We start from the raw sequence: 25209 nt of genomic DNA on the forward strand, positions 1-25209 counted from the left end.
CATGTATACAGCTGGACGCTGCAAGTCAAGCGTGTGTCGAAACGTGCTAAATACACGTTAATAGTTTAGGCCAACCCGCGAGAAAAAGGCGATAGAGCTTGCCATAGTCGCGAAAAAGCCACATTGTCGCCCGAAAGTGCCGGGCTATATCCCGGTATACAGGTAGATAAACTTTGAGCAGTATTGTGGCCATTTGTCCAGAGGACATGGGCAGTAACGCCCGCCTTTCCCGCGCCTCCGCGCGCGAGGAAAACCAGTGATTTTTCTGCGAATTTCCCCGAAATCCCGGGTATCCACCCGGGGTGTCGGGGAATTCCGGGCGTTTTCAACGCCTTTCCCCACCCGCCCCGCGATCTGCCCGCGAACCGGGGCGGCACGACCCTCTGCGGGGAAAATGCCGAAAATCCCGCGCGCCAGCCGCGGACGTGAGCTTTGTTTTACCTTCTCGCGATACAAAGAATCCGGCAGAATTGTGGAAACAGAACAATAATCCGAGGCAGTGCAAGATGACCGAGATCCTGACAGAGATCCTGAAAAATGGCGTGCCAGACACGTCGATCGACGCCTCCCTGCGCAGGCTCTACTACCTCGCCTCGGACGCCGATCGCACGATCGACGAAAAGGCGCAGGAACTTCTCGAGCTGGGCTGCAGCACGCTGGGGCTGTCGCTCGGCATCGTCAGCCGCGTGCAGGACGGTCGCTACGAGGTGCGCTACAGCGCCGGCCTCGAGCTCGATCCCCCCGAGCCGGGCACCATCTTCGAGGTCTCCGGAACCTACTGCTGCCACACGCTGGCCGCCGAGGATGTGACCAGCTTCCACCACGCCGGCAAGTCCGAGATCGCTGAACATCCCTGCTATCTCGACTTCGGGCTCGAAGCCTATATCGGCACGCCGCTGATCGTGCACGGCCAGGCCATCGGCACGCTGAACTTCTCGGACCCCGCCGCCCGCCAGCGCCCCTTCTCGATCAAGGAGGTCGAGCTGGTGCGCTTCTTCGGCAAGTGGCTGTCGAAGGAATGGCAGCTCGAGGTCGAAAAGCAGGAGCTGCTCGACACTTCGGCGCTTCTGAAGGCGGTGATCCAGGCCATGCCAGACGCCCTGATCGTGGCCGACCGCGAACGCCGGATCACGCTCACGAACGAGGCCTTCGGCAAGACCTTCGGCTACCGCACGCAGGAGCTGGCGGGGCGGCAGACCTCGGTGCTTTACGCTGATCTCGACCAATACGATTCCACCGGCCAGCGCCGCTTCAATCCCGGCGCCAACGGCGTCGGCGACCCCTACGAGATGACCTATCGCCGCCGCGACGGCGAGGCCTTCACCGGGGAGACCCATGCCGCGCCGCTGACCACCCAGGACGGGCGGCGGCTGGGCTATCTCGCGGTGATCCGCGACCTGACGCGCCGCAAGGCCATCGAGGCGCAGCGCGACCACGCCATCTCGGTGGTCAGCCACGAGATCAAGACCCCGGTCTCGGTGGTCTCTGGCGCGCTGCAGCTTCTGGGGAACTACGCCCACAAGCTGCCCGAGGAGGGCCAGCACCTGATCACCATGGCCGAGAACGGCATGACCCGGACCGAAAGCCTGATCGAGGACATCCTGACCTCGGGCCGGCTGCAGGCCGAGGACGGGCAGTCCCCCTTCGAAGAGGCCGACCTGGCCGTGGTGCTGAAGCAGGCGATCCAGGGCATCCAGCTTTTTGCCGATACCAACGACGTGAGCCTCGATTTCGTCGGCGCAGAGGGCGGCGGCGCGGAGGTCTTCGTGAACATCTCGCGGGTCCAGCAGGTGGTGACGAACCTGCTTTCGAACGCGATCAAGGCCTCGCCCAAGCACGGGCGGGTCAAGGTCGGACTGGTGACCAACCCCGCGGGCTTTTGGATCAGCGACAACGGCCCGGGCATCCCCGAGATGCTGCAGCCGGTGCTTTACGACCGCTTCACCCGCAGCGACGAGGAAAGCTTCCGCTTCGGCGGCGGCACCGGGCTGGGGATGAGCGTGGTGAAGGCCATCGTCGACCAGCACCGGGGCGAGATCACCTTCGACACCTCGAAATCCGCGGGCACGACCTTCGTGGTGCGCTTCCCCAACCTCTCCGCCGAGGCGACGCCCGGCGCCGAGGTGATCGACCTGCCGGGCGTCTCGGCGGAGTGAGGTCGGGGCAGGGCGGGGGCTTTTCCGGGTGGTGTGGGGCCGGGGGCCGAGTGACGGGCCTGCCGGTTGGAAAAATGGCGTGAGTCTCAAAGCCGGGTGCAAGCCCGGCTTGCCGAGCCGCGCCGTGGTCGTCTGGATCAGGTCTGAGCTTCCGCAAGCCTGCCGGCGCTAGCTCTGCCGTCCGGCAAACCGCCCGGCGTTAACCTTGCGCTCTCTCAAGCCTGCCCACGCCAGCCCCGCTCTCTCGCGAACCGTTCGACTCTAAACTCGCCCTCCCGCAAATCGCCCGGCGCTAACCTCACACTCCAGCCAACCGCCCGACCCCAAGCCTTCCAGCCCCTCACCCCCCGCGCCGCAACACATGCGACTCCCGCGGCACCAGCGGGCATTCCAGCCGCACCTGCTCGCCGTCGAGCTCCGCCGCCAGCAGCCGCTTCACGCAGAGCTGGCCCATCTCGCGGTGCGGCAGCAGCACCGTGGAGAGCTGCGGCGAGAGGTGCTGCGCGACCTCCTGGTCGTCGTAGCCCATGACCGCGATGGTCTCTCCGATGGTCTCGCCCAGCTCCTTCAGCGCCTCGTAGCAACCCAGCGCGGTCAGGTCGTTGGCGCAGTAGATCGCATCGGGGCGCAGGGGGCCGCGCATCAGCTCCAGCGTGGCGCTGCGCCCGCCGCTGGGCAGGAAGTTGCCCTCCTTCACCAGCGCCGGATCGACGGCGCGGCCCGCGGCGCGCAGGGCGCGCTCGTAGCCCTCGAGCCGCTGTTCGGAAGCCTCCATCCAGGGCTCGCCCGAGATATAGGCGATGCGCGCATGGCCCGCCGCGATCAGCGCGCGGACCGCTGCCTCGCTGCCGCGCCGCTCGGCGGGCACCACCGAGGGAAAGCGCGCCTCGGGGTCGTGGCAGTTCAGCAGCACCGCGCGGTGCTGGGCCAGCCCCGGCGGCGGCTGCGCCTCGCGGGTCAGAATCGCGCCGTAGATCACCCCGAGCACCCCGTCCTGCTGCCATTTGCGCAGTACCGCGGCCTCGTAATCGGGGTCGCCGCCGGTCATCACGACCTCGGTCATCACGCCGCCTTGCCAGGCCTCCTCCTGGATGCCGTCGACCGAGATGGCAGCGAAGGGGCTGGTGGCGATCTGGTCGAACATCACCCCGATCACCCTGAGACCCAGCTGGCGCGGCGGCCGGCCCGCGCCGCGCGGGCGGTAGCCAAGCGCCTTCACCGCCTCGAGCACCCGGCGCCGGGTCTCGCCGCTGATGCGCATGTCCTCTTGCCCGTTCAGCACGAAAGAGACCGTGGACTGCGACACGCCGGCCTGGCGCGCGACATCCTTCATGGTGACGCGCTGGGATTTGCCTGTCTCCTCCGCGGCCATGCCTGGGCTCCCCGCCTGTTGCTCCCGTCACACGCCATACACCGGCGCCCCCGCGCGCGAAACACCGGTGCCGGAGCCCCGGCGCAGGAATGTCTTGCGCATCGCTAATAAATATTGCTAAAAATATTAGCACAAGCGGAATCAGCCCGCGGACCGCCCTTTGCGGCGGGTCCGGCGCGGCGATGACCGCGAAAGCCCGGGGCGCGCGCCAGAGGAGAGGCCGCGCAAGCCCCGAGGCAGACGACAAGGCGCATGGACGGGGAGGAGACCGATGCCGCTGCGACCCAAGATCGGACGTTCGCTGAGCCAGGCGCAGGCGGCCTATGCGCTGCTTCTGCCCTTCCTGGCGGTCTACGCGCTCTTCCTGATCTATCCCTTTTTCCGCGGCGTCTGGATCAGCCTGCACGACTGGAACCTGCTCGAGGTCGCCTTCAACCCGGCGGCCAAGGAATACGTGGGTCTGCGCAACTACGAGCGGGTGATGTGGGGCAAGGACATCGAGTGGAGCCTCTTCGCCGCGCCGCTGATCCAGCTTGCCGGGCTGGCCGCACTGGCCGGTGCCGCGCTTGCCGGCTGGACCGGACGGCTGAGCCGGCCCACGGCCCTGGCGCTGGGGGTCGTGGCGGCGCTCGTGGTGCTGATCGCCGGGCTGCACCCGGGCGAGGAGGGCCGCTGGTACGACCGCCGCTTCTGGCCGACCGTCGGCAACACGCTGGTCTTCGTCGGGCTGGCGGTGCCGGGGGTGACGCTTTCGGCGCTGGTGCTGGCCGCGGCGCTCAACCGCGAGAGCCGCGCCATGGCGGCGCTGCGCACGCTTTTCTTCCTGAGCCAGGTGCTCTCGGTGACCGTGGTCACGCTGATCTGGCAGATCATGTTCTCGCCGCGCCAGGGGCTCATCGCCAATATCACCGAGCTTTTCGGCGGCACCCCGATCAACTGGCTGACCGACGCGCAATTCGCCATGGCGGCCATCGTGATCGCAACCATCTGGTGGTCGCTCGGGATCGCGCTGATCCTCTTTCTCGCCGGGCTGCAGGACATCTCGAAGGACCTCTACGAGGCCGCGGCGCTGGACCATTGCACCGGCGTCCGGGCCTTCCGGCACATCACCTTGCCGAACCTCAAGCGCACCATCACGCTGGTGGTGATCCTGCAGATCATCCTGCACTTCCAGGTCTTCGGCCAGTCGCACCTGATGACCCAGGGCGGGCCCAACGACAGCACGCAAGTGCTGGTCCGCTACATCTACCAGACCGGCTTCCGTGACAGCGACCTGGGCCGCGCCTCGGCCATGGCGGTCTTCCTCTTCGTGGTCATGGGCGCCTTCTCGGTCATCCAATTCATCGTCGGACGGGAGAAGAGCCAATGACCCGCGGAACCTCCTGGCTGGTGATCGCGCTGGCGATCCCGGCCTTCCTCTGGCTGGTGCCGACGCTCTGGATGGTCTCGCTGTCCTTCCAGCCGAACGACGTTCTGGCGCGGACCACCTCCTCGACGGCGCTGGGGCTGGTGCCCTGGCCCTTCACCGCCGAGAATTACGCCGCACTTTTCGCCTTCGGGCAGACGCCCTGGTGGTTTCTCAACTCGCTGATCGTGGCGACCGGCATGACGCTGGGCGTGCTCGCGGTCTCGACCACGGCGGGCTACGCGCTGGCGCGGCTCGAGTTTCCCTTCAAGAAGACCATCGCCACGATCTGCCTCATCGGGCTCATGGTGCCGGAACAGGCGGTCTTCATCCCGCTTTACACGATGTTCGCGGATTTCGGCTGGCACAACAGCTACCACGCGCTGATCCTGCCGCGCATGGCGGTGCCGATCGGCGTCTTCCTGATGATGCAGTTCTTCCGCGCCATCCCGCAGGACATCGAAGAGGCCGCGCGGCTCGACGGGGTCGGCTGGCTGCAGATCTTCTGGCACGTCATGCTGCCGCTGGCGCGCCCGGCGATGATGACGCTGGCGATCCTGACGTTTCTCTATGCCTGGAACGACTACCTCTGGCCGCTCGTGAGCGCCCAGCAGCGCGAATATTTCACCATCACGCTCGGCCTCGCCTCGATCCAGTCGAACTTCGCCCAGTCCGAGGGGCTGGGGCGGGTCATGGCCTCGGGGGTGATCGCCTCGCTGCCGGTGGTCGTGCTGTTCCTGATCTTCCAGCGCTACGTGGTCCAGGCGATGACCGCCGGCGGGACCAAGGGCTGACCCGGGGCAGGGGCCCCATCCATCTCAGAGGGAGGACACCATGAGACAACTCATCATCTGCGGGCTTGCCGCCGCCACGCTGGCCGGCGGCGCCACGGCCCAGGAGGTCACGCTCGGCCGCTTCTTCGGCGCCTGCGAGGACGCGGGCACCGACACCAAGGCCTCGGTCGGCGAGGCCTGCATCATCCAGTCGATCATCAACGCCGCCTCGGCTGAGATCGAGGGCGTCTCGATCGAGACCCTGCCCACCGACTGGGGCAATTACTACGACCAGATCAAGGCGGCCTATGCCGGCGGCACCCCGCCGGACGTGCATGTCATGCACCGCCACCGGATCCCCGAGTTCGCGGGCATCGGCGCCCTGGCCGAGCTCTCGGGCGACCTCGAGGCCGCGGGCATCGACCCCGCCGACTGGAGCGAGGCGGCGCGCGCCGCGGTCACGCATGACGGCGGCATCTACGGCGTGCCGATGGATATTCACGCCAACCTCTGGCACGTGAACATGGACATCATGGCCGAGGCGGGCCTCGTCGAGGACGGCAAGCCGGTGCTGCCCTCCTCGCCCGAGGAACTCATCGCCCATGCCGAACAGGTGAAGGAGGCGACCGGCAAGAGCTACCTCGCCGCCGATTTCGCGCAGTTCCCGCTCGGCGTGCGCATGGTGCTGGCGCTGCTCTGGCAGCAGGGCGACAACATCTTCACCGAGGACGGCACCGCGACCCTCGACACCGAGGCCGCCCGCCGCGCCGTCGAGACGGTCACCCAGCTGTTCGACGCGGGCCATGCCGATCCGCGGCTGAACTACGCCGACAGCCAGCAATCCTTCCTGAACGGCGAGGCCGCGGTTCTGGTCAACGGCACCTGGGTCGTGGACTTCTACGACGCAGAGGCCGCCAAGGAGGAAACCGGGCTCGACAGCTACTATGTCGCGGATTTCCCGACGCTCTTCTCGGAAGGGGCGACTTGGGCGGACAGCCACATGTGGGCGATCCCGGCGCCGCTCAAGGCCAATGACGCCGAGACCTATCAGGCCGCGCTGAAGGTCCTGGCCTTCATCAACGACCACAACATCGACTGGGCGCGCACCGGGCATATGGCCGTGCGCAACTCGGTGGTGGACAGCGCCGAATACGCCGAGCTGCCGCATCGCGGCGAATACGCCGGCACCGCCGCCATCGCCACCGACACCCCGCCGTCGGAGCGGTATGGCGCGATCCAGGACGTGCTGAACCGCGAGTTCCAGGCGATCTGGCTGACCGGCAAGCCGGTGGGCGACGCGCTGGCCGATGCCGAGATCGAGGTCCAGGACCTGCTCGACCGCTGAGACCCCGTGCCCCGCCGCCCGGAAAGGCGGCGGGGCCCCTGATATTCCGGAGACGACAGATGCAGGTTTGGAGCCCGAGCCGGGCGCAGGATTGGTGGCAGCGCCGCGGCTGGGTCTGCGGCGCCAATTTCCTGCCCTCGACGGCGGTCAACTTCCTCGAGATGTGGCACCCCGAGAGCTTCGACCGCATCACCATCGCGCGCGAGCTGGGCTGGGCCGCCGAGGCGGGGCTGAACGCGCTGCGGGTGAACCTGCACAGCCTGGCTTGGCGCCATGACCCCGAGGGGCTGATCCAGCGGCTCGACTGGGTCATGGACCAGGCCGCGCGGCAGGGGATGCGCGTCGCGCCCTGCCTCTTCGACGACTGCGGCTTCGGCGGGCAGGAGCCCCACTGGGGCCCGCAGCCGGACCCGCTGCCGGGTGTGCACAACAGCCGGGCCGTGGCCTCGCCGGGCCGCGATGTGGTGGTCGCGGGCACCGACCGGGCCGCGCTCGAATCCTACGTGCGCGGCGTGGTGGGCGCCTTCCGCGACGATCCGCGGGTGCTGTTCTGGGACATCTACAACGAGCCCGGCAACCGCATGGAATTCACCGCCGAGGGTTTCGCGCAGTATTCCCGCGACCTCGAGCCCGCGGCGATTGCGCTGATGGAGATGGCCTTTGCCTGGGCCCGCGCCGAGGCGCCCGAAGCGCCGCTCACCGCCGCGGCCTGGAGCACGCCGCTTCCGGGCGAGGACGCGGCCCCCTATCAGACCGAGGCCGACCGAAGGGCGCTCGATCTCTCCGACATTGTGACCTTCCACGCCTATTGGCACAGCGAGGCCGTGGCGGGCTTCATCGACCACCTTGCCGCGCGCGACCGGCCGATGCTCTGCACCGAATGGATGGCCCGGGCGGTGGGCAGCACGATCCCCGACCAGCTGCCGCTCTTCCGCGCGCGGGACGTCGGCTGCTTCCAGTGGGGGCTGGTGCGCGGGCGCACCCAGACCCATCTGCCCTGGCCCGCCGACCTGGTCGCCGCGCATGGCGGCGACCCCCGGCGCGACATCTGGTTTCACGATCTCCTGCACCGCGACGGGCGGCCCTACGACCCCGAGGAGATCGCCACGATCAAACGGCTGCGCGCCGCGCCTCCCGGCGGAGCGCAGGGCGGGGCGGCTGCGGGGTAGGGGTACCCCGCGCCGCTCAGTCCAGACGGCGGCCCTCGACGATCCACATGGTGGCCGGCCAGGCCAGGGGCAGGGTCAGCCCCTGCGCCATGAGCCAGCGCCCCGAGGCCTGGATCGGGCCCGTCTTCAGGCGGTTCGGCCCGCGGCTCTGCGGCGGCGCATCCTCGGGGTTCGCCAGTTGCAGCTCGTAGCGCGCCGCGGGGTCGAGCCCGGTCAGCCGCAGCGGGCGCGGCAGGCTCTGCCGGCTGGTCTGTGACTGGCCCGCGAAGAGCGCGAAGCGGCTGCCGTCGGCACTGACTTGCAGCTCGCCGGTCATCGCCGGGTCGTCGCTGTCGAGCCGGTGCAGCGCCGCGCCGAAGAGCCAGCCGCGCGCGGCTTTCCACCAGGCGGTGAGCCGGGTCAGCACCGCCTCCTCCGCCTCGGTCAGATCGCGCAGGTCCATCTCGAAGCCCATGTGGCGGCTCGCGGCCACTCCGGCGCGATAACCCATGGGCAGGCTGCGGCCGCTGGAATGGCTGTCGCGCGCGCCCACATGCGCGCCGGTCACCGCCGCGGGCAGGAAGAGCGCCGCATCGTGCTGGATGCGCAGCCGCTCCAGCGCGTCGTTCGAATCCGAGAGCCAGACCCGCTCGGTCCGGGACAGGATGCCGTAGTCGATCCGCCCCCCGCCCGAAGCGCAGGTCTCGAACTCGATGCCCGGATGGGCCGCGCGCAGCCGGTCGAAAAGCGCGTAGACCCCGCGCGTCTGGGCGGCATCGGCGACGGGCAGCACCCGGTTGTGATCCCATTTCACGTAGTCGATCCGATGCGCCGAGAAGACCGCGTCGAGGGCCTCGAACAGGTGGTCGCGCACCTCCGCGCGGCTCATGTCGAGCACGTATTGCGCCCGCCCCAGCGTCTGGTCGGCGGGCCCGAGGATCCAGTCGGGATGGGCGCGGAAGAGCGCGCTTTGCGGGTTCACCATCTCGGGCTCGACCCAGAGCCCGAAGCGCATGCCCAGGGCCTCCACCCGGTCGATCAGCGGGCCCAGGCCCTCGGGCCATTTCCGCGCATCGACCTGCCAGTCGCCGAGCGAGGTGGTGTCGTCGTCGCGCGCGCCGAACCAGCCGTCGTCCAGCACGAAGCGCTCCGCCCCGATGCGCGCGGCGCGTTCGGCGATGTCTGACAACACCTCGAGGTCATGGTCGAAATAGACCGCCTCCCAGCAGTTGTAGTGCACCGGGCGCGGCCGCGCGGGCTCGCGCCAGGCGACATGCTCGTCGCGCAGATAGGCCTGGAGCCGCACCGCCGCCGAGTTCAGCCCCGCGTTGCCATGCGCGGCGTAAAGCGTCGCGGTCTCGAAGCTGGTGCCGGGGGCGCGTTCGGAGCCCGCGGCATGGCCGAACTGCACCTGCCGCCGCCCGTCCGACAGTTCCTCGGCGAGGAATCGGTGCCCGCCCGACCAGCCGTAATGCAGCGCCTGCACCGCGCCGCGGGTGTTGGCGGCCCCGGCTTCCAGCAGGTAGGCGCCGGGGAAATGCTCGTGCCCGGAACGGCCGTTCAGCGCCTCCTGCAGGATCGCGCCCTGCCGCCAGGGCTGCCGGTCGAGCTGGAACTCCGAGAGCCAGCGCCCGGTCACGGTCAGGACCTCGGCGCTCGACTGCGGCGCGGCGAGGACCGGCGCGGAGAGCCACTGCAGACGCACCGGCGCCTCGGAGGTCAGCCGCGCCGAGAGCTTCAGCACGTTGGAAGGCGTGGTCTCGATCCGCGCCTCGTAGCTCAGCCCCAGCGCCGCGTCGCGCCCGCGTACCCGCGCGCTTCTGCCGTCGCAGTCCACCGTCTCGAGGGTCAGCCGGGGCAGCAGCGGCGCGCCATCCGCATCCGCGAGGCTCAGCCCCGGCTGGCCCGGAAAGCCCGCGCCATGGGTCGGGCAGATCGTCAGCTCGGGCAGCGCGTCAAGCATCCCGCCGCCGATGTCCGAGAGGCTGGCCCGCGCCAGTTCGGCCAGGTCCTCCTCGGGGGGCAGCGGGTCGCCCCAGTAGATCACGCCGGGCAACTCCGTGCCGGTCGCGGCCAGAACCAGGGTTTGCGTCGCGTCGTCGATACGCCAGGGGCCGGTCATCGCGGGGCTCCTTCTGTCTTGTGGGGGGATGGAAAAACCCCGGCCCCGCCCGGGAGGCGGGGCAGGGCCGGGCGGTGCCGGGGCCTCTGGCGCGCGCCTTAGCGCAGCCCGTCCCAGCGTTCCTGAACGCGTCCCGCCGCCTCTTCGGCGCTGGCGCCGACGGTGTAGTCGATCATCGCCGACCAGAAGGCCGAGGTGCCGATCTCGCCCGGCATCAGGTCCGAGGCGTCGAAGCGGAAGGTGGTGGCATCGGTCAGGATGCGCCCCTGTTCGCGCAGCATGTCGCTGGCATAGGCGTCGGGGTTCGCCTCGGTGAAGGGCGTGAGGAAGCCCGACTGCGCCATCCAGACCTCATGGGCGATCGGCGTCTTCAGGAACTCGATGAAGGCGCGCGCGGCGGGGCTGTCCTCGGTGATGACGAACATCGTGCCCGCGCCCAGGACCGGGCGGCCGAGGTCACGCTCTTCCGAGGCGGGGAAGTAGAAGAAATCCACGTCCTCGCCCATCTCGACGCCCTCGGGGAAGAAGGTCGGGATGAAGGTCGCCTGCTTGTGCATGTAGCACTCGTTCGGCACCGAGAAGAGGCCCGCCGGGCTGTCGCGGAAGTCGGTGGTGGCCGCCGCCTGGGCGCCGCCCGCGACGAAACCCTCGGTGCGGGCGAACCAGCCGTATTCCTCGATCGCGTCCAGCACCTTGGGGTCGTCGAAGGGCATCTCGTTGGCGACCCAGGCGTCATAGTCCTGCGGCGGGTGGAGGCGCAGCATCAGGTCCTCGACCCAGTCGGTCGCGGGCCAGCCGGTGGCGTCGCTCGATCCCAGGCCGATGCACCAGGGGGTGCCGCCCTCCTCGGCGATCTCCTCGGTCAGCGCCTTCAGCTCCTCGAGGCTCTCGGGCACGTCGTAGCCCATCTCGTCGAAGGCGCGGGGCGAATACCAGACCAGCGACTTCACATCGACCTTGTAGAACAGCCCGTAGAGGCCGTCGTCGCCCTCGGGGCCCGCGAAGCTGGCCAGGTCGACCCAGCTTTCGCCGGCGGAATAGTTCTGCCGCACCCAGTCGGCGGTGTCCTGGCCCAGCGGCGTCAGCAGCCCCTTGGCTGCGAGGTCGCGGGCGAGCCCCGGCTGGGCCACCGCCGCGACACCCGGTGGGGTGCCGGCGTTGAGGCTCACCACCACCGATTGCTCGAAGTTGCCGGTGCCGGAGTAGCGCGCGTCGGCGCCGGTCGCCTCGGCGAAATAGGCGACCACCGAAGAGATCAGCGCCGCGTCATTGCCGGTCCAGGGCCCGAGGATCTCGAGGCTTTCGCCCGCGAGGTCATGCGCCTCGGAAAAGCTGGAGAAGCTGTCCCAGCTGAAACGGTCCTCGGCGCCGGGCGCGAAGGGCAGCTCTTGCGCCGTGGCGGGGCCCGCAAGGGCGCAGGTCAGCGCGGTTGTCGCGATCAGCTTGTGCATCAGTCAATCCTCCCGGTTGCTGGGCTTGAGGTAACGCGGCCCCACCCCTTCGTTCTTCCGGGAAATGACGATAGTCTTCCGGGAATCGCTGGAGAGATGCCATGCCCCAGGAGGACGCGCCGCCCGTCACCGCCCGCGAGGGCCGGATCGAGCCCTCGCTGTCGCCCGACAGCGGCTTCCTGATCGAGCGCCACCGCCCGAGGCGCTTTCGCGAACCCTATCACCACCATGCCTCGATCGAGGTGAACTACCTCGACGGCGTGTCGATGACCTATGCCTTCTCGGGCGAGGAGGTGACCCTGCCCGAGCGGCGGCTGACGCTTTTCTGGGCCATCGCGCCGCACCGGGTGACCGAGGTCGCGGGCCGCGGGACGATCACCAACATCTACCTGCCGCTCGGGCACATGCTGCAAAGCGGGCCGGGCGGGGCCTTCCTGGATGCGCTGTTCCGGGGCGCGGTGCTGAGCGCCCGGCCGGGCGCGTCCGAGGACGGCGCCTGGCTCGACCGGCTCTTGCGCGAACAGGGCCAGAGCGATCCGCGCTGGCGGCGGCTGCACCTGGCCGAGATCGACGCGCGGCTGGCGCGGTTCGCGCTCGAGGGCTGGGAGGTGCTGCGCGCCCCGGCCCCCCGCAGCCGTCAGGAGGACCGCTCCGCCCGCGCGCTGGGCCAGGTGGAGCGGATGTTGCACCATATCTCGGAGCATTTTGCCGGGGACCTATCGGTGAGCGATGTGACCGGCTGCACCGATCTCTCGCCCAGCCACGCCGGCGCGCTTTTCCGGCGCGTCACCCAGCGCTCGATCAAGCAGCACATCGACCGCACGCGGCTGTCACACGCCTGGGTGCTTCTGTCGGAGACCGACCTGAAGATTTCCTCGGTGGCGATGGACGCCGGCTACCGCTCGCTCTCGAGCTTCTACGAGGGGGTGACGCGGCACTACGGCATGTCGCCCGGCGCGGTCCGCAAAGCGGCGCGGCAAGGGCGGATCTGAGCGGCCGGGGAGCGGCCGGACATGCGGAAATTTTTGGCGGGAGAGGCCCGGCGGAGCCAGTTTTCTCAACCATTTGCGGGGAAAGCCGCAAATGGTGCCCAGGAGAGGACTCGAACCTCCACGTCCATACGGACACCAGCACCTGAAGCTGGCGCGTCTACCATTCCGCCACCTGGGCAGGTTGCGTGAGGGGCCGTTTAGACGTGGTGGCGGGCAGTGTCAACGCCGATTCCGAGACTTCCTGTCCTCACCGCCCGGCCTCCCTTGCCGCGCGGGCCGGGCAGGGTTAGGAACGTCGCAACGACAGCGCCTGGAGAGAAATTCGATGCCCAAATCCAAGCTCGTCACGATCTTCGGCGGCTCCGGCTTCCTGGGCCGCTACGTCGCGCGCCGCATGGCGCAGGACGGCTGGCGGGTGCGGGTTGCCTGCCGCCATCCCAACGACGCGATCTTCGTGCGGACCTATGGCGTGGTGGGCCAGGTCGAGCCGGTCTTCTGCAACATCCGCGACGATGATTCGGTGCGCAATGTGACTACCGGCGCCGATGCGGTGGTGAACTGCGTGGGCGTCTTGGCCGAGAGCGGCAAGAACAGCTTCCAGGCGGTGCAGACCGAGGGCGCCGAGCGCATCGCGCGCATGGCCGCCGCCGAGGGCGTGGGTGCCCTGGTGCATGTCTCGGCGATCGGGGCGGACTCGGGCTCGCGGTCGAAATACGCGCGCACCAAGGCGGCGGGCGAGGCGGCGATCCTCGAAGCCTATCCCGGCGCGGTGATCCTGCGGCCTTCGATCATCTTCGGGCACGAGGACGGCTTCTTCAATCGCTTCGCCCAGATGACCCGCTACGGCCCGGTCCTGCCGGTGGTCGGCGCGGGCACCCGGTTCCAGCCGGTCTATGTCGACGACGTGGCCCATGCCGCCTTCAAGGCGGTCAAGGGCGAGGTCGCGCCGGGCACCTACGAGCTGGGCGGGCCCGACGTGAACACCTTCCGCGAGCTGATGGACTACATGCTCGAGGTCATCGCGCGGCGGCGGCTGGTGCTGAACATTCCCTTCTTCGCGGCGCATGTGATCGGGGCCCTGTCCGAGCTGGTGACCAAGCTGACGCTGGGCGTGATCCCGGCGCAGATCACCCGCGACCAGGTGGCGAACCTGCGGACCGACAACGTGGTCTCCGAGGAGGCCAAGGGCTTTGCCGATCTCGGCATCGAGCCGACCTCGATGGAGGCCGTGCTGCCGGACTACCTCTGGCGCTTCCGGCCCTCGGGGCAGTATTTCGACATCAAGAAGTCGGCGGAATCGCTGAAGCGGCGGTGAGGGGCGCGCCCGGCGCTGGCGGGTCGCGAGGCTGTCCTTTGGTGCTGGGAGCACGGTAAGGTGCCCGGCTGGTGGGGCGCGAATTGCGGTGCGCAAAGCCCGAAGACTTGTGGCCGGTATTCGGGCAAATGCAGTCCAACGTCGCTATGACGTGAGGCATTCCTGGAGAATGCCTCGCTGTACCCCACGCAGGCCCTTGATGAACACCATCGCTTTCGAGCCCATGCTCCTCCAACAGCCCGCGCTACCCTTCCCCACATCAGCGCCCCCTTGCGCCCGAATAGCACCGAAGGTGCCGGGCGCGCGCCGGACCGGCCCCTTGGGCCGGCGCTCTTGTGGGCGAAGCGCAAAGATCACCGCTAGTCCTGACCTTGTTGGTATAAAGCGCCTTGCTCAGTCGTCAGCAGCGCCGGCCCCCGGTCCGGTGCGCGCCCTCTGTTGCGCGGGGTGAGAGGGGGCGGGGCGGGTAGGAAAGCGCTTTCAGCCAACAGCTGGTCGCGCGGGACGGCAGTCAACAGGCGACGACCGTCCGCACAGCCACTCAACCGCCCGAAAACCCTCGGCCAAATCCCCCCTCAGATCGCCCCCATCTGCGCCGCGGTGCGCCGCACGATGTCGATCCGCGAGGCATTCGGCGGATGCGTCCCGAGGAACCGGTTGCCGGGATCGGGGATGCGCAGGAAGAACTCCGCCCCGCGCACCGGGTTGTAGCCCGCCTTGCCGGTGATGATCGTCCCGAGCTGGTCGGCCTCGAGCTCGAAATCCTTGGAATAGCGCCGCGCGCCGACCTGGGCGCCAAGCTGCTCGGCCTCGCGGATGTAATCCGGGCTCGCCCCCGAGGCCGCCGCCAGGTTGGAGAAGATCAGTGCCCCCACCGTGGCATTCTGCTGCGTCCGCTCGAGATGGCCGAGGACGTGATGCGCCGCCTCGTGCCCCATCACGAAGGCCAGCTCGTCGGCATTCTCGACCGAGGCGATCAGCGCGAGGTTGAAGGCCAGGATCGGCCGGCCCGCCTGGTCCAGCGTCTGGTAGGCGTTGGGCTGCTGCCCGGGCCGGTCGTCCACCACGATGATGAAATTGCAGTTCGCCCGGGGCGCCACGCGGCGGCATTCGCTCTCGGCCACGGGCTCCACCGTCTCCACCACCTCGATGAAGGTATTGGCGGCGCGCTCGGCGCGGCTGCGCGAGCCATCGCTGCCGACCGGCGTCAAGACGCCCGAAGGCGGCATGGCCGGACCGGTCTGGGGCAGCGGCGCGCAGGCCGACAGGATCACGAGCAGAAGCGGGACGAGACGCAGCATGACACCTCTCATTGAGCCGATACCCTAGGCATATCTTCGCTCATATTGATGGGGAACCCACGAATCCGCGACTTGGCGGCAGCGCGCCGACGCCTATCTCTGCCGCCATGGATGGGACTTTGACCGTCATCTACAACGATACCTGCCCGATCTGCGCCCGCGAAGTGCAGGGCTACAAGCGGATCGCCGCGCGCCACGGGCTGGAGATCGGCTTCCGCGGGCTCTCCGAGGGCGACCTCTCGGCCTATGGGCTGACCCGCCGCGACGCCGCCCGGCGCTTCCACGTCGAGGCGGACGGGCGGGTGCACGACGGGGTCGACGCCTTCGCCCTGGTCTGGGAACGCATGCCCGGCTTCCGCTGGCTCGCGCGGCTGGTGCGGCTGCCGGGGGTGCATCGCGCGGCGGAGCTGCTCTACGACCATGTCGCCGCACCGGCGCTGTTTGCCCTGCACCGCCGGCGGGTTGCGCGCGGCACCGCGGTGCGGCGCGGCTGAGGCGGGCGGAAACTGCGCGAAAAGGCGGTTCCCCGGGCGCCCGGGCCGGGCTAGGCTCGGGGCATGTTCAGCATAGAGCACGATTTCGACGCGACCGTCGTGACCCTCGTCGACGAAGGCAAAGCCCCGCTGATGGAGGATGTCGTCGTTCATTCCTTCGAGGAATGCATCACCATCGAACAATTCGACGCGCGGACCGACAGGATGATGAAGATCACCCTCTCGATCAGCCAGATGCGCGACCTCGCCGCCGCGCTGGACCTGCCCGAGGGGGTCTACCGGCGCGATTGACCGCGCGCCGGGGGCGTCTGCGGGGCGCATCGCTGGTGCGGATCACGGGCCCGGACCGCGATCCGCGGTTGATATTGCCGGCCCCTGCGCAGACATATCGCCCAGCACAGTCCGAGAGGTCACCATGCCCGACGCCAATCCCGCCGCGATGGAGTTCCTGCTGAGCCGCCGCTCGCGCCCGGCCAAGACGCTCACCGGCCCCGCGCCCGACCGCGCGGCGCTTCTGCCGATCCTGACCGCCGCCTCGCGCAGCCCCGATCACGGCAAGCTCGAACCCTGGCGCTTCGTGGTGCTGGAGCGCGCCGCGCTCGACCGGCTGGCGGCGCTGGCGGTCACGCGCGGCCGCGCCGCGGGCCTCGAGGACGACCAGGTCGAGAAGGGCCGCGCGCAGTTCGCCAATTCGCCGCTCTGCGTGGCGGTGGTGGAAAGCCCCAAACCCTCGCCCAAGGTGCCGGCGCTCGAGCAGACCTACGCGGTGGGCGGGGTGTGCCTGGCGCTTCTCAACGCCGCGCTGGCCTCGGGCTGGGGGGCGAACTGGCTGACCGGCTGGGCCGCGCATGACCGCGCCTTCCTGGCCGAGGGCCTGGGCCTCGCGCCCGAGGAACGCCTCGCGGGCTTCCTGCACATCGGCACCGAGACCTCGGCCCCGCCCGAGCGCCCGCGCCCGGACCTCGAGGCCATCGTCGAATGGGCCGAGGCGTGATTCTCACCGCCTTTACCCGCGCGCTGGGCCAGCTCGGCGACCCGCGCTTCCGCCGCGTGCTGCTGCTGGGGCTGGGCCTCGCGCTGGGGTTGCTTGCGCTCTTCTACGCGGGGTTCGCCACGCTGGTCGGCTGGATGGTGCCCGAAAGCGTGAGCCTGCCGCTCCTGGGCGAGATCACCTGGGTCGACGACCTGGCGAGCTGGGGGTCGCTTGTGCTGATGCTGGTGCTGTCGGTCTTCCTGATGGTGCCGGTGGCCTCGGCGATGACCGGGATCTTCCTCGAGGACGTGGCCGAGGCCGTGGAGGCGCGGCATTACCCCGGCCTGCCGCCCGCCGGCCGCATCCCCTTCTCCGAGGCGCTGCGCGACACAATGACCTTCCTGGGCGTGCTGATCGCCGCCAACGTGCTGGCGCTGGTCCTCTACCTGATGTTCGCCCCGCTCGCGCCGGTGATCTTCTGGGGGCTGAACGGTTTCCTGCTCGGGCGGGAATATTTCACCGTGGCCGCCATGCGCCGGGTCGGCCGCCAGGGCGCCGCCGAGCTGCGCCGCCGCCACCTGCCGGTGATCTGGCTCGCCGGCGTGCTGATGGCGGTGCCGCTCTCGGTGCCCTTGGTGAACTTGCTTGTGCCGATCCTGGGGGCGGCGACCTTCACGCATTTGTATCACGCGCTGACCGGCGCGCGGGGGTGAGGAGCGGCCTAGTGGGGCAAGACTGAAGGTGCACCTCGGGCTGGCCGGGTGTGCTGGCTTCTGGGGGGGGGGGCGCTGGAGCACGACCTGCGGGACATGACGCATCTTGAGGAGCGTAACCCGCCCTTTTTCGTCGCGGACGCAGCCCATGGCTTCCCGGCGCCACGCCACCGACCCTGTCCCTGTCCCTGTCCCTGTCCCTGACGCGACACAGCGCATCCTCTCCAGCCACGCCCAATGTCACCACCCCATCCCGACGCCCCCTCCGCCCTCTCAACACGCCCCAACAGAGGGCGCGCGCCGGACCGGGGGCCGGCGCTGCCGACCTCAGAGCGAGGCGCTTTATCCCGGCAAGGTCAGGGCTAGGGGCATGCTACGCGCGCCACTCCAAGGAGCGCCGGCCCAAGGGGCCGGTCCGGCGCGCGCCCGGCACCTTCGGTGCTATTCGGGCGCAAGAAAGGGCGGTCGGCTGCTGTTTCAGCGGCTGGGGTTGCTTGGGCGGTTTGAGGCTTGAAAGCTAGAGTTCCGCAGAGCTCTGGAGCCACCTGCCGGATCACCTAAGCCGACCCCCCCCCCAAACTCACTCCACCGCCGGCGCCATCCGGCCGAACAGGTCGATGTCCTCGATCGTCAGCCACCCCGAGGTGATCACCACGAAGAGTACCAGCCAGATCACCGCGGACACCCCCGAGGTGATCCAGGCCTTTTTCTTTAGATGGTGATTCTCCGGGCTGCCCGCATGGGTGCCGGGCACCACCTTGCCGAGGTCGCCCTGGGTCTCGAGCCGGATCGGGATCACCACCAGGAAGGTGAGGAACCAGATCACCGCGTAAAGCACGATGGCCGAGGTAATGCTCATGTCGCCTCCTATCGGGGCCGGGCCGCGCGGGCGGGCCTCAGACCTCTTCCAGCTCGATCAGGCAGCCGTTGAAATCCTTGGGGTGCAGGAACAGCACCGGCTTGCCATGGGCGCCGATCTTCGGCTCGCCCGAGCCCAGGACCCGCGCGCCCTCGCCCTTGAGCTTGTCACGGGCGGCCAGGATGTCCTCGACCTCGTAGCAGATGTGATGGATGCCGCCCGCGGGGTTCTTGTCGAGAAAGCCCTGGATCGGGCTTTCCTCGCCCAGGGGGTAGAGAAGCTCGATCTTGGTGTTCGGCAGCTCGATGAAGACCACGGTCACGCCATGGTCGGGTTCGTCCTGGGGCGCGCCGACGGTGGCGCCGAGCGCGCCGCGATACTGCGCCGAGGCGGCCTCGAGGTCGGGCACGGCAATCGCGACATGGTTCAATCTGCCGATCATCTGGCCAAGCTCCTTCTGGGCATTGCGTGCCGCCATATGGCCCGCGCCCGGCCCGGCGCGCAAGGCGGTGCGACCGTTAACCGCTCGTTAGCCATCCGCCCGCAAGCTGGGACGCGGCAGTTTCGCCCGGATCAGGAGGCCCCAAGGCATGCAGATGAACCCGCTCACCCCGACCCTGCGCCCGACCCCGGCGCGCCCGCTGCTGGGCCTGACGCTCCTGGTGGTCGAGGACAGCCGCTACGCCTGCGAGGCGCTGCGCCTTTTCGCGCTGCAAAGCGGCGCGCGGCTGAGGCGCGCGGACCGGCTGTCGGCGGCGCGGCGGCATCTCGGCGTCTACCGGCCCTCGGGCATGATCGTGGACATCGGCCTGCCCGACGGCTCGGGGCTCGAGCTGATCCGCGAGGCGGCGCAGGCAAGCCCCCGGGTGGCGGTGCTTCTGGCGACCAGCGGCGATCCCTTCACCGAGGACGTGGCGCTCGCCGCGGGCGCCGACGGCTTCCTGCCGAAGCCGGTGCCGGGGCTTGCGGTCTTCCAGTCCGAGATCCTCGCGCATCTGCCGCGCGGGCAGCATCCGCTGGGCCCACGGCATGTCGCCCAGGTGCTGGACCGCCCCGACCCCGAGGCCTTCCGCGACGACGTGGCCCATGCGCTGAGCGTCTTGTCCGAAGACCCCGACGCCGCGCGCATCGACTATGCGGCGCGCTTCGTCGCGGGGCTGGCGGCGACGGCGGGCGACCACGCGCTGGGTGAGGCCGCCGAGGTGCTGGCGGGCGCGGGCGTCAGCGGCGCGCCCCTAGGCCCCGGGCTGACGCGGCTGCGGGCCCTGCTGGAGGACCGGCTCGACCGGGCTCTGGCGGGCTAGGGCGCGGGGCTCAGAACCGGAAGCCCGCCGGGTAGTCGTGCAGCCCGTCGTAGTCGGATTTCCCGATGTCGAGCCCCGCCTGCCGCAAGACGGCAAAGCCCATGCCGAGGTGGAAGAAGAAGTTCGGCAGCCCGAAGAGATGCAGGAAGTCGCTGCCGCTCTGGTCGAGCTCGGCAAAGCCCGCGCGATGGCTGATGCGGCGGTCCTCGGCGCCCTCGAAGGCATCGGGGTCCAGTTCGGCGAGCCCCGCGCGGGCGAAGGCGAAGCGCGCCCGCAGCCCCTCGGCGTCAAGGCCCAGGTGCGGGGTCTCGGGCACCTCGCGCCCGGCCAGCGGGCAGGCGGTGCGCAGCGCGAAGCCCGCCGCGGTGGCGAACTGCTGGGCGCCGGTGAACATGTCGGGGGCAAGCTGGCCCTTCAGCGCCTCGGGCGCGGTCTCGGCCTGGGCGACCAGCGCCTCGGCGCGGTCGAGGTAATGTCCGAAGACCGGGACGGAGGCGGCGTAAAGCGGCGGGGTCATGGCGGGTCCTTCCTCGGGGCGGGCGCCCTCTTCGGACGCCTCCCCGACGAAGCCTCGCGGCAGGGCCGGCGTCAAGCCGGCCCGGGCCTATTCGTGGAGTGCGGAACCCGGGGGTTCATGTCTCGGGCCCCAGGCCCCGAGCCTCACTCCTCGGGCATCACTCGCAGGCGCAGCTCCATGAGCTGGTCGCTGGTGGGCTCCGAGGGGGCGCCCATCATCAGGTCCTCGGCGCGCTGGTTCATCGGGAACATGATGACCTCGCGGATGTTGTCCTCGCCCGCGAGCAGCATGACGATCCGGTCGATGCCCGCCGCGCAGCCGCCATGCGGAGGCGCGCCGAAGCGGAAGGCGTTGACCATGCCGCCGAAGCGCTTGCGCACCTCTTCCTCGCCGTAGCCGGCCAGTTCGAAGGCGCGGAACATGATCTCGGGCTTGTGGTTCCGGATCGCGCCCGAGACCAGCTCGTAGCCGTTGCAGGCCAGGTCATACTGGTAGCCCTTGACGCTGAGCGGGTCCGCCTCCAGCGCCTCCATCCCGCCCTGCGGCATCGAGAAGGGGTTGTGGCTGAAGTCGATCTCGCCGGAGTCCTCGTCGGCCTCGTACATCGGAAAGTCGACGATCCAGGCGAAGGCATAGCGGTCCGCCTCGGTCAGGCCGAGCTCTTCGCCGATGGTGACCCGGGCCTTGCCCGCGACACGCTCGAAGTCCTTGGGCTTGCCGCCCAGGAAGAAGGCCGCGTCGCCGACGCCCAGGCCAAGCTGCTGGCGGATCGCCTCGGTGCGCTCGGGCCCGATGTTCTTGGCCAGCGGGCCGGCGGCCTCGGTCTCGCCGTCCTTGTCGCGCCAGAAGATGTAGCCCATCCCCGGCAGCCCCTCCTTCTGGGCGAAGGCGTTCATCCGGTCGCAGAACTTGCGGCTGCCGCCCGTCGGCGCGGGGATCGCGCGGATCTCGGTGCCTTCCTGCTCGAGCAGCTTGGCGAAGATCGCGAAGCCCGAGCCGCGGAAGTGGTCCGAGACCACCTGCATCTTGATCGGGTTGCGCAGGTCCGGCTTGTCGGTGCCATACCAGAGTGCCGCATCCGCATAGGAGATCTGCGGCCAGTCCTCGGGCTTGTCGACCTTGGCCGAGCCGCCGAACTCCTCGAAGACGCCGGCGATCACCGGAGAGATCGTGTCGAAGACGTCCTGCTGCTCGACAAAGCTCATCTCCATGTCGAGCTGGTAGAAGTCGGTGGGCGAGCGGTCGGCGCGCGGGTCCTCGTCGCGGAAGCAGGGCGCGATCTGGAAATACTTGTCGAAGCCCGAGACCATGATCAGCTGCTTGAACTGCTGCGGGGCCTGGGGCAGCGCGTAGAACTTGCCCGGGTGCAGCCGCGAGGGCACCAGGAAGTCGCGCGCGCCCTCGGGGCTCGAGGCGGTGATGATCGGGGTTTGGTATTCGCGGAAGTCCTGCTCCCACATCCGCCGCCGGATCGAGGCCACCACGTCCGAGCGCAGCACCATGTTCTGCTGCATGACCTCGCGCCGCAGGTCGAGGTAGCGGTACCGCAGGCGGGTCTCCTCGGGGTATTCCTGGTCGCCGAAGACGATCAGCGGCAGCTCCTCGGAGGCGCCGAGCACCTCGATGTCGCGGATGTAGACCTCGATCGCGCCGGTCGGCAGCTTGGGGTTCACCAGGCTCTCGTCGCGGGCCTTCACCACGCCGTCGATCTTGACGCACCACTCCGAGCGTAGGCGCTCGACCTCGGCGAAGACCGGGCTGTCGGGATCGCAGAGCACCTGCGTCATGCCGTAGTGGTCGCGCAGGTCGACGAACAGAACGCCGCCATGGTCGCGGATGCGGTGGACCCAGCCGGAAAGCCGGACCTCCTGGCCCACGTGCTCTTTGCGAAGATCGGCGCAGGTCTGGCTGCGATAGGCGTGCATTGGGTCGGCCCCTCGGAACTAGTTCGGGAAGTCAGGCGCCGATACACCGCCCCGCGCGCGGGAAGTCAAGCAGAAGCCCGGGGCAGGGGGCTTGTGAGCGGGGGTTTGATGGGCGTGCGCGGGCTGCGGGACGGATGCGGGCATGGGGCGGGCCGTCCCGCGGCGGTTCCCGCCGCGCGGGCGCACCTCGGGGCGGGACTCAGCGCCCGCGTGCGGGCCGCGCGAGGGGCCGTCCTGCGGGTCGCGCGTCCGTCCAATTCGCCGCCAAAGCCCAGAAAACTGCCGCTTTTCGTGGCCGCCCTGCGACAACATCCCCCGCAACCCGTGGCCCTGACACGAAAAATTTGTCGCGAGGCCCCTTTCTGGGGTAATTTGGAGACGCCCGGAACGGCGGACCCGGCTGACAGCCCTTGTTTTGGGGAGGCGACGATGTGGGACCGTATTCTGAACGACATGCTGCGCCGCCTGGTGACGCTGGGCGATCTGCGCGTCACCTGGCCCGACGGCAGCGAAACGCGCTACGGCGCCGATGAGCCGCCGCGCGCCAGCCTGCGCCTCAAGGACCCCGGCATCGTCCGGGCGCTCTGCCTGAGCCCGGTCCTGGCGCTGGGCGAGGGCTACATGGACGGCCGGATCGAGATCGCCGACGAGATGCTGAACCCCGCGCTCGGTCTTCTGCAGCGCGCCCGCGAGCGCGGCGGCCGGATGCCCGCCTGGATCGAGACCCTGAACAGCGCGCGCATGGCGCTCTCGGTCTTTCTGCAGCGCAACACGCCGCTCACCGCGCGGGCCAATGTGGCGCATCACTACGACATCTCGGACGACCTCTACCGGCTCTTCCTCGATGCCGACATGCAGTATTCCTGCGCCTATTTCACCGACCCCGAGATGAGCCTCGAGGCCGCGCAGGAGGCCAAGAAGGCGCTGATCGCGCGCAAGCTCCGGCTCGAGCCGGGGATGCGGGTGCTCGACATCGGCTGCGGCTGGGGCGGCATGGCGCTGACGCTCGCGCGGGACCACGGCGCGCGGGTTCTGGGCGTGACGCTGTCGCAGAACCAGCTGGCCACCGCGCAGGCCCGTGCCGAGGCGGCGGGCCTCGCGGACCGGGTGGAGTTTAGGCTGCAGGACTACCGCGACGTGCGCGACAGCTTCGACCGGATCGTCAGCGTCGGCATGCTGGAGCATGTCGGCCGGCCGCAGTTCCGCACCTATTTCCGCAAGGTCTCGGAGCTGCTCGCCCCCGAGGGCGTGGCGCTGATCCACACCATCGGGCTGTCGAGCCCGCCCTCGCCGACCTCGCCCTGGCTGGCGAAATACATCTTCCCCGGCGGTTACGTGCCCGCGATGTCCGACCTCGCCCCCGAGATCGAACGGGCGGGCCTCTGGATGGCCGACATCGAGGTTCTGCGGCTGCATTACGCCTGGACGATTCGCCACTGGCGCCAGCGCTTCGAGGCCAGCCGCGACCGGATCCGCGAGATGCACGACGACCGCTTCGTGCGGATGTTCCGCTTCTACCTGGCGGCCTGCGAGACCGCCTTCGAGGAGCAGCGCCAGGGCGTGTTCCACTTCCAGCTGACCAAGGAACACGCCGCCGTGCCGGTGACCCGGGATTATCTGGCCGAACCGCCCGGCGAGCGGGGGGCGCGTCGCCACGGCCGGACCCGGCAGGCGGCGGAGTAGGGGGGCCTCTTCTTGCGCCCTCGTTAGGCGCTTGTGGCGAGAGTGGAGAGCAGGTCACCTCGCAAGACCCGCTGGCCAACTGCCCGCCCCAGCGCGTTCCGTTCCAGCCCGCGCCTCTTGCGCCCGAACAGCATCGAAGATGCCGGGCGCGCGCCGGACCGGCCCGATGGGCCGGCGCTCCTACAAGTGGCGTGCTTAGCCCACAGTTCGTACTGACCTTGCTGGGATAAAGCGCGTCGCTCAGAGATCAGCAGCGCCGGCCCCCGGTCCGGCGCGCGCCCTTTGGTGGGGCTGGTGGAGAGGGTGTCGGGTGGGTTTGTGCTTGGGGCGCGTGAGCGGGGCGGGCGTCGGTTGCGCGTTGTCCGGCGGAGGTCGTGGCGTTCAAAGCTTGGAGGTGCGCTTGGCACCGGCCACCGGAGCTGCCTCAATCTCAGCGCCTAGCGCCTAGCGCCTAGCGCCTAGCACCTAGCCCCCGTCACCAACCCGAAACCCCACCCCTAAAGCGTCACCTCGAACACGCAGTGTCCGTGCCCGGTCGCCTGGCAATGCGTCTCGCGGCAGATGAAGTCGCGGTGCGACAGCCGCTGCAGCGTGTGCTCGAAGAGCGCGGCGTAGAACTGGCAGATCGGCCGTTCGGCCTCGATGCCGGTCGCCAGCGGATTCTGGAACATCGCGAAGCGGCTGGTGGTCTGGATCGCAAACAGCCCCGAGCCCGCGAAGGTCTCGGAGTTGAGCCGGATCGACTTGCCGACCAGCCAGGCCGAGACCGACCAGGGCATGTTCTGCAACAGAAGCCGGGCCTTGGGCGGGATGCGCTCGGTCACGAAGACCTCGGCAGCCACGCGTCCGGCGGTGTCCAGGACCTCGTCGGCGGCTTCGGGCCAGTTCTCGCGCACCCGGCGGTGCAGGAAGGCGACCTGGCCCTCGGGCAGAAGGCTGTCCTCGGCGGGAAGGTCTTCGAGCCCGGCCTCGGCGAACACCGCGTCGCGGTCGGCCTTGGAGACGTGCCGCTCCAGCACGGCATGCAACGGCGCCACCATGTTCGCACCCATCAAGCGCGCCTGACGAGACGGCGATTGAGGCGGTTCGAGGACGGTGGCCATGTGGCTTCTCCCTTCAAAGAAGCGGTCCGGGTTGCGATGACGCCTGCTTAGGTGTCCCATGCGCTCCGGAAAGTATAGACCGATAGACAGATTCGAGTGTCATAATAAATTGACAGCTTTTGCGCCTGCAGCGCCCGCACCACCCCGCGCCGCCGCCTCTGCCCAAGCCTGCGGCAGCGCGCGCCCGGGCGACGGGGCTTGAACCGCACCGCTGCATCTCTATAAGGCACGACAATTTGCGCCCCGGCCGGCTTCGCG

The 25209-nt window shown here is 69.3% G+C and carries 22 protein-coding genes and 1 tRNA gene; 13 read left to right on the forward strand and 10 right to left on the reverse strand.

Annotated features, from left to right (window positions below):
• Positions 1 to 506 precede the first annotated feature (506 nt).
• Positions 507 to 2156: a GAF domain-containing sensor histidine kinase gene (locus ACX938_RS07640; RefSeq protein WP_459430613.1), complete on the forward strand. Its 1650-nt coding sequence runs from the start codon at positions 507 to 509 to the stop codon at positions 2154 to 2156.
• Between the two features lie 340 nt (positions 2157 to 2496).
• Here ACX938_RS07640 and ACX938_RS07645 read toward each other — a convergent pair whose 3' ends face one another.
• Positions 2497 to 3528 (reverse strand): LacI family DNA-binding transcriptional regulator, encoded by a 1032-nt coding sequence (locus ACX938_RS07645; RefSeq protein ID WP_459430614.1) that lies wholly within the window; start codon positions 3526 to 3528, stop codon positions 2497 to 2499.
• 271 nt (positions 3529 to 3799) lie between these two features.
• Here ACX938_RS07645 and ACX938_RS07650 point away from each other — a divergent pair, with 271 nt between their 5' ends.
• From ACX938_RS07650 to ACX938_RS07665, 4 genes are read left to right on the forward strand one after another with little or no spacing between them, the layout of a single operon-like run.
• Positions 3800 to 4897, forward strand: coding sequence for a carbohydrate ABC transporter permease (locus tag ACX938_RS07650; protein ID WP_459430615.1), 1098 nt, complete (start codon positions 3800 to 3802; stop codon positions 4895 to 4897).
• Complete coding sequence (locus tag ACX938_RS07655; protein WP_232754310.1) at positions 4894 to 5727, forward strand: carbohydrate ABC transporter permease; 834 nt, start codon at positions 4894 to 4896, stop codon at positions 5725 to 5727. The genes ACX938_RS07650 and ACX938_RS07655 overlap by 4 nt, the downstream gene beginning before the upstream one ends.
• 40 nt (positions 5728 to 5767) lie before the next feature.
• On the forward strand, positions 5768 to 7051 hold the full coding sequence (locus tag ACX938_RS07660) for an extracellular solute-binding protein (protein ID WP_459430616.1): 1284 nt from the start codon (positions 5768 to 5770) through the stop codon (positions 7049 to 7051).
• 59 nt (positions 7052 to 7110) lie between these two features.
• Positions 7111 to 8220 carry a glycoside hydrolase 5 family protein gene (locus tag ACX938_RS07665; RefSeq protein ID WP_459430617.1) on the forward strand — a complete coding sequence of 370 codons (1110 nt, stop codon included), beginning with the start codon at positions 7111 to 7113 and terminating at the stop codon, positions 8218 to 8220.
• Positions 8221 to 8236: 16 nt separating this feature from the next.
• On the opposite strand, the gene ACX938_RS07670 is transcribed toward ACX938_RS07665, so the two are convergent.
• Both ACX938_RS07670 and ACX938_RS07675 read right to left on the reverse strand, forming a co-directional pair.
• Positions 8237 to 10321 (reverse strand): alpha-galactosidase, encoded by a 2085-nt coding sequence (locus tag ACX938_RS07670; protein ID WP_459430618.1) that lies wholly within the window; start codon positions 10319 to 10321, stop codon positions 8237 to 8239.
• A 98-nt stretch (positions 10322 to 10419) separates the two neighbouring features.
• Entirely contained in the window at positions 10420 to 11772 is a 1353-nt protein-coding gene (locus ACX938_RS07675) for an ABC transporter substrate-binding protein (protein WP_459430619.1), read from the reverse strand.
• Positions 11773 to 11873: 101 nt separating this feature from the next.
• Between ACX938_RS07675 and ACX938_RS07680 the strand changes: the two genes are divergently transcribed.
• Positions 11874 to 12764 carry a helix-turn-helix domain-containing protein gene (locus ACX938_RS07680; protein ID WP_459430620.1) on the forward strand — a complete coding sequence of 297 codons (891 nt, stop codon included), beginning with the start codon at positions 11874 to 11876 and terminating at the stop codon, positions 12762 to 12764.
• 92 nt (positions 12765 to 12856) lie between these two features.
• Here ACX938_RS07680 and ACX938_RS07685 read toward each other — a convergent pair.
• Positions 12857 to 12942 (reverse strand) — tRNA-Leu (locus ACX938_RS07685).
• A 147-nt stretch (positions 12943 to 13089) separates the two neighbouring features.
• On the opposite strand from ACX938_RS07685, the gene ACX938_RS07690 reads away from it, so the two are divergent.
• On the forward strand, positions 13090 to 14079 hold the full coding sequence (locus tag ACX938_RS07690) for a complex I NDUFA9 subunit family protein (RefSeq protein ID WP_459430621.1): 990 nt from the start codon (positions 13090 to 13092) through the stop codon (positions 14077 to 14079).
• A 575-nt stretch (positions 14080 to 14654) separates the two neighbouring features.
• Here the strand turns inward: ACX938_RS07690 and ACX938_RS07695 are convergent.
• Positions 14655 to 15380 carry a M48 family metallopeptidase gene (locus ACX938_RS07695; protein ID WP_232754292.1) on the reverse strand — a complete coding sequence of 242 codons (726 nt, stop codon included), beginning with the start codon at positions 15378 to 15380 and terminating at the stop codon, positions 14655 to 14657.
• Positions 15381 to 15499: 119 nt separating this feature from the next.
• On the opposite strand from ACX938_RS07695, the gene ACX938_RS07700 reads away from it, so the two are divergent.
• From ACX938_RS07700 to ACX938_RS07715, 4 genes are all read left to right on the forward strand, one after another.
• Positions 15500 to 15874, forward strand: a complete 375-nt coding sequence (locus tag ACX938_RS07700; RefSeq protein WP_459430622.1) for a thiol-disulfide oxidoreductase DCC family protein — start codon at positions 15500 to 15502, stop codon at positions 15872 to 15874.
• A gap of 63 nt (positions 15875 to 15937) precedes the next feature.
• A complete protein-coding gene (locus tag ACX938_RS07705) occupies positions 15938 to 16165 on the forward strand; it encodes a hypothetical protein (RefSeq protein WP_232754290.1) in 228 nt (75 codons plus the stop codon).
• Positions 16166 to 16289: 124 nt separating this feature from the next.
• Positions 16290 to 16868, forward strand: coding sequence for a nitroreductase family protein (locus tag ACX938_RS07710; RefSeq protein WP_459430623.1), 579 nt, complete (start codon positions 16290 to 16292; stop codon positions 16866 to 16868).
• Complete coding sequence (locus ACX938_RS07715; protein ID WP_459430624.1) at positions 16865 to 17560, forward strand: EI24 domain-containing protein; 696 nt, start codon at positions 16865 to 16867, stop codon at positions 17558 to 17560. The genes ACX938_RS07710 and ACX938_RS07715 overlap by 4 nt, the downstream gene beginning before the upstream one ends.
• 580 nt (positions 17561 to 18140) lie before the next feature.
• On the opposite strand, the gene ACX938_RS07720 is transcribed toward ACX938_RS07715, so the two are convergent.
• Both ACX938_RS07720 and mce read right to left on the reverse strand, forming a co-directional pair.
• Complete coding sequence (locus tag ACX938_RS07720) at positions 18141 to 18419, reverse strand: DUF1467 family protein (RefSeq protein WP_459430625.1); 279 nt, start codon at positions 18417 to 18419, stop codon at positions 18141 to 18143.
• A 37-nt stretch (positions 18420 to 18456) separates the two neighbouring features.
• Positions 18457 to 18861, reverse strand: a complete 405-nt coding sequence (mce, locus tag ACX938_RS07725; RefSeq protein ID WP_459430626.1) for a methylmalonyl-CoA epimerase — start codon at positions 18859 to 18861, stop codon at positions 18457 to 18459.
• Positions 18862 to 19009: 148 nt separating this feature from the next.
• Here mce and ACX938_RS07730 point away from each other — a divergent pair, with 148 nt between their 5' ends.
• Complete coding sequence (locus tag ACX938_RS07730) at positions 19010 to 19723, forward strand: response regulator transcription factor (RefSeq protein WP_459430627.1); 714 nt, start codon at positions 19010 to 19012, stop codon at positions 19721 to 19723.
• A gap of 10 nt (positions 19724 to 19733) precedes the next feature.
• Here ACX938_RS07730 and ACX938_RS07735 read toward each other — a convergent pair whose 3' ends face one another.
• Complete coding sequence (locus tag ACX938_RS07735) at positions 19734 to 20240, reverse strand: DUF1993 family protein (protein WP_459430628.1); 507 nt, start codon at positions 20238 to 20240, stop codon at positions 19734 to 19736.
• A 143-nt stretch (positions 20241 to 20383) separates the two neighbouring features.
• Positions 20384 to 22165, reverse strand: a complete 1782-nt coding sequence (gene aspS, locus ACX938_RS07740; RefSeq protein WP_232754283.1) for an aspartate--tRNA ligase — start codon at positions 22163 to 22165, stop codon at positions 20384 to 20386.
• Positions 22166 to 22594: 429 nt separating this feature from the next.
• Between aspS and ACX938_RS07745 the strand changes: the two genes are divergently transcribed.
• The gene (locus tag ACX938_RS07745) at positions 22595 to 23848 is read left to right on the forward strand and encodes an SAM-dependent methyltransferase (RefSeq protein WP_232754282.1); all 1254 of its coding nucleotides are present in this window, start codon (positions 22595 to 22597) and stop codon (positions 23846 to 23848) included.
• A gap of 497 nt (positions 23849 to 24345) precedes the next feature.
• On the opposite strand, the gene bchJ is transcribed toward ACX938_RS07745, so the two are convergent.
• Positions 24346 to 24900, reverse strand: coding sequence for a bacteriochlorophyll 4-vinyl reductase (bchJ, locus tag ACX938_RS07750; RefSeq protein WP_232754281.1), 555 nt, complete (start codon positions 24898 to 24900; stop codon positions 24346 to 24348).
• Between the last annotated feature and the right edge of the window lie 309 nt (positions 24901 to 25209).

Source organism: Roseivivax sp. (assembly GCF_054552075.1).